The following is a 4,520-nucleotide window of genomic DNA, read 5'->3' on the forward strand; positions in this document are numbered from 1 at the left end:
ACTTATAAGAATCTCATCTTCATAGATTTTAAGCATAGTTTCAAACTTTAATATCTCTGCTCTCGCTCCAGATAAATCTTCCTTGTCATGATTTAATATAAAATCCTCTATTATAATAAGAAGTATATTCTTAATCTTTTTATATTGAATTTCAATTTTTCTATTATGATTTGGTGGCTTTATAGAATAATTTACAATTAAAGCTATGATTATTCCAATGAATGTCTCTATTACTCTATGACTAGCATATAGGAAAGGATCTCTACCATCTAAATTTACCATTATGGCACAAAAAACAGTGGTAGATATGGTAATAGCCTTATTCCATTTATAATACTTACATAAAGATATTACTATAAATATACCTATGGCTGCTAAAAATGGATTTCCAGGAGAAATTAAAGCAAATGTAAGACCTACCGAAGCTCCTAATATAGTACCGATAATTCTATTAATTCCTGCCCTAAATGAATATATAATAGAACTCTCCATAGATATAACTGCTGCTATAGAGGCAAAAAAACCACTTCCTAAACCTAACATCCTAGATACTACTATGGAGAAAAATACAGCTATTGATGTCTTAACTATCCTCATACCTATCTTCATTGCCATCCTCCTAACTTTTAAAATATAGATAAAGCACTTCAAAACTCACCTCTTAAATATATATTAAATAACGGTAGCTAGTGATGTAGTTTTAATTGTTATGTGGTTTATCTATAGTTAATTATAAAAAGTTAATTTTTTAATATTGTATCATACTATGGTAAATATTAAAAATTTCATCTTAAGCACTTAAAGTAATAGACACTATGGAATCCATAGTGTCTATTACTTTAAGTGTTTTTATTCTTAAAAGATATACTCTTTAAACCGCTGAATAAAAGCATCTCTTAGGAGATGTTATCTTCTCTTCCTTCTTTAGATCTTTTATTGCCTTATCTACTTCTTTCTTATCCACGCCTAATTTTTCTGAAATCTCTCCTGCTTTTAAAGGTTCGCTATTCTTTAATAAATCTAAAACTTTATCTTTTATTTCCATGGTATCTCCCCCTATAAAGTATTGTATGAAAATTATACCATAATAATAATTATAATTCTATAATATATATTATCCTATTCTTCTGTGGTGCTAACTGGATTATTCTCATAACTACACCAATCGCTCCAGCTACCTCCATATAGTTTAGAATCTATACCAATTTCCTGAAGCATTAGAACATTAACACATCCTGTTATACCTGATCCACAATGAACTATAACTTCATCATAATTCTTAACTTCTTTAAATCTCTCTCTTAACTCATCTTTTGAAAGCACCTTAAGCTCTTTAAAGTTATGAGTCCAATCATAATTTTTTGCTCCTGGTATATGCCCTGCTTTTTTATCCATAGGTTCAACTTCTCCAAGGTATCTCTCTCTAGCTCTTGAATCTATTATGATAGTATTCTCATGATTCATCCTATCTTTTACATAATCCATATCACATAGTAATTTTTCGTTAAGCCTTACATTTATATTTCCTCTATCCTTTATAACTGTTTCCTCATCAGTAGTTGGATAACTCTCTAGATTCCACTGCTGTATTCCACCCTCCATTATATAAACCTTTTCTATCCCAATATATTTAAGAATCCACCAAAGCCTTGAAGCTCCTGCTAAATCTCCATCATCATATATTATTACTGTGGAGTCATTAGAAACCCCTAAATTCTCCATGAAACCTTTAAAATTATTAATATCTGGAAGAGGATGTCTACCTCCATGTTCTTTAATCTCTGAAGCCAAATCTTTATCTAAGCTTATTTTTATGGCTCCCTCTATATGTTCTTTTTTATAAGCCTTTTCTCCATAATCAGGGTCCATGAGAGAGAATCTACAATCAAATAATACAATATTTTTTTTATCTAAGTTTTCCTTTACCCAATCTGTACTAACTAAGTTTTTCATAAAATAAATCCCCCTTAATTATAGTATATAATTAATTATATATTATAAAAAATACAATAACAATAAGGCATCTATGTTAACATAGATGCCTTTGAAACTACTTGAATGAAATTATTTATATAAACTTTAAATTATAGAGTGTCATCTCCTTCATTCCAATCTATTGGACATAATCCTCCATTTTTTAAAGCCTTTAATACTCTTAATGTCTCATCAACACTTCTACCTACATTTAAGTCATGAACAACAGAGTATCTTACATTACCTTCTGGATCTATTATGAATAATCCTCTTAATGCTACTCCATCTTCTTCAACTAAAATTCCATAATCTTTAGCTACTGACTTAGTGAAGTCTGATGCTATTGGGAATGCTAACTTTCCAAGATCTCCCTTTATCCAAGCTTGGTGAGAGAATTCGCTATCACAGCTTACTGCTAGTATATCTGCTCCTTCTGCCTTGAAATCTTCAACTCTCTTACTAAATCCTGTTATTTCTGTTGGACAAACAAAAGTGAAATCTAGTGGGTAGAAGAACATAACAAGCCACTTTCCTTTATAGTCATCCTTCTTAACAGTTATAAACTCAGTACCTTCTCCATTTACTGCTTTCATGTTAAAACATGGAGCTACATTTCCTACTAATCTTTCCATAATAAAAAACCTCCTAAAAATTTATTTAAAATTCTAATAAAATATGTTTACTCATTACTAAATAATAATAATTATTATTTAAGTCCTTGGTTATTATGATAATAGTTCTCATAAAATTTGTCAATAGATTATTAAATGTTTTTAATAATCTTTTTCAATTAATATATTTTATTAGTATTTTACATATAAATACATTAGCAGAGTTATAATAGTTCATGATATTTCTCCAAAAATTACCTGAAAACCCCTATATACTCTTCATAGCCCTCTTCTTCAAGATTTTCATAGGATATAAATCTTAAAGAAGCACTATTTATACAATATCTAAGTCCCCCTTCTTCTAAAGGTCCATCATTAAATACATGGCCTAAATGAGAATCCCCCTCTTTACTCCTTACCTCAATTCTATGCATATTATGAGTAAAATCAGCCTTTTCAATAATATTCTTCCTTGTTATAGGTCGGGTAAAAGATGGCCATCCGCATCCAGAATCAAATTTATCTAAGGATGTAAAAAGTGGCTCTCCTGATACTATATCAACATATATACCTTTTTCCTTATGGTTCCAAAATTCATTATCAAAAGGTCTTTCTGTAGCATTCTCTTGAGTCACCTTATATTGTATAGAAGTAAGATTATTTTTTAATTCCTCTTTATTATATTTATTCATATGTATTCTCCTTTCTTTTAATTAAATTTTATTTTAGAGAATTGATTTTAGAATCCTATAAAAATTTTTATATTTTAATTTCTGTAAACCACACTAAGATAATGTATTAGGTATTCTGAAATTTGGTACGAAAATTTTTATATTTAGATAAAACATAGATATAGAACACAATTTCTATTAAGTAATCGATAATCAACTTAAATATATATTTTTATAAAAAATAATCTAAATCTTATATTGTAAATTTTAAGGTATATTGTTTGAAGATAAAAGAATTCATGAAATGCAAAAAGGAGAGCTTGATTAAGCTCCCCTTAAATAAAATTCAATGTTATAATCCAAAATACCGGCGCCCTGATTTTGACACCTATCACTCTGATAGGTGGGTGCTCGCACAAAGGCTTCAATCTCTCCAGGCCTAGTAAAAATAGTAGGACTTATAGGACTACAAATTCACCTTTAAATATTGAACTCCCTTTTAAGTACTGTAGGTTCAAAATAAGAGCTTCTCGCATACCTCAGATTAAAATCTATTTAATTTCTTTTCTAATATGATTATATCACATTATAATTTCATTTCAATATATTTTTTTATGGATATTATTATAGATTAGAAACCCCTTAGGTTTTATTCCATATTTTAGTAACTATTCCAAAAGAGTATGAATATACTGACCATAAGAATAATATTAAGAGGTTTATTATGACTAGAAGACAGGGATTTTTTTTAAAATGGAGTGTAAACATAGAAAAATACCTTAGAGAAAGTGAGGTTCTTGGTCATGGTAACAATGGTATAGTATATCTACTTCCAAATGGTAGGGTTATGAAAGTATTTGGTAGAAAAAAGGTATGCGATGATGAATATTTTATATTAAAAAAAGCTTCAAAAAAAAGTCCTCATTTTCCTAAGGTGTATGAACGTGGTGAAAACTACATAATAAGAGATTATGTAGGTGGAAAACGATTAGATAAATATTTAAAAAAACATAAACTTGATAGAGTACTTTGTATAAACTTAATAAATCTTATAAAAGATTTTGAAAAACTTGAATTTAAGAAATTAGATATTCGTTGTAAGGATTTATATGTTCAAAGCGACTTAACTTTAAAAATTATTGACCCTAAGCAATCCTATACCAAAAACGTCCCTTACCCCAGGCATCTTATGAAAGGAATTGAAAAAAAAGGTCAATTATCTATATTCTTAAGTATCCTTAATGATTATGATAAAGAGTTATAT

6 protein-coding genes and 1 other RNA gene are annotated in these 4,520 nt (G+C 28.6%); 1 reads left to right on the forward strand and 6 read right to left on the reverse strand.

Annotated elements, in window-relative coordinates; genetic code table 11:
* The 6 genes from AB2369_RS11610 to ssrS all read right to left on the reverse strand — a co-directional run.
* On the reverse strand, positions 1–609 hold a 609-nt coding region (locus AB2369_RS11610; RefSeq protein WP_367666642.1), incomplete at its 3' end, for an aromatic acid exporter family protein.
* A gap of 262 nt (positions 610–871) precedes the next feature.
* On the reverse strand, positions 872–1,045 hold the full coding sequence (locus AB2369_RS11615; RefSeq protein ID WP_367666643.1) for an HTH domain-containing protein: 174 nt from the start codon (positions 1,043–1,045) through the stop codon (positions 872–874).
* A gap of 74 nt (positions 1,046–1,119) precedes the next feature.
* Positions 1,120–1,953 carry a sulfurtransferase gene (locus AB2369_RS11620; RefSeq protein ID WP_367666644.1) on the reverse strand — a complete coding sequence of 278 codons (834 nt, stop codon included), beginning with the start codon at positions 1,951–1,953 and terminating at the stop codon, positions 1,120–1,122.
* Between the two features lie 131 nt (positions 1,954–2,084).
* Positions 2,085–2,606, reverse strand: a complete 522-nt coding sequence (locus tag AB2369_RS11625) for a peroxiredoxin (protein WP_367666645.1) — start codon at positions 2,604–2,606, stop codon at positions 2,085–2,087.
* Positions 2,607–2,839: 233 nt separating this feature from the next.
* Positions 2,840–3,277, reverse strand: a complete 438-nt coding sequence (gene msrB, locus AB2369_RS11630; RefSeq protein ID WP_367666646.1) for a peptide-methionine (R)-S-oxide reductase MsrB — start codon at positions 3,275–3,277, stop codon at positions 2,840–2,842.
* A gap of 331 nt (positions 3,278–3,608) precedes the next feature.
* A non-coding RNA gene (gene ssrS, locus AB2369_RS11635) (6S RNA) lies at positions 3,609–3,805 on the reverse strand.
* Positions 3,806–3,980: 175 nt separating this feature from the next.
* Here ssrS and AB2369_RS11640 point away from each other — a divergent pair.
* A partial coding sequence (locus AB2369_RS11640; RefSeq protein WP_367666647.1) for a protein kinase occupies positions 3,981–4,520 on the forward strand: 540 nt, incomplete at its 3' end.

This window comes from Clostridium sp. (assembly GCF_040797585.1).
In the GTDB taxonomy this organism is placed as follows: domain Bacteria; phylum Bacillota; class Clostridia; order Clostridiales; family Clostridiaceae; genus Clostridium_Z.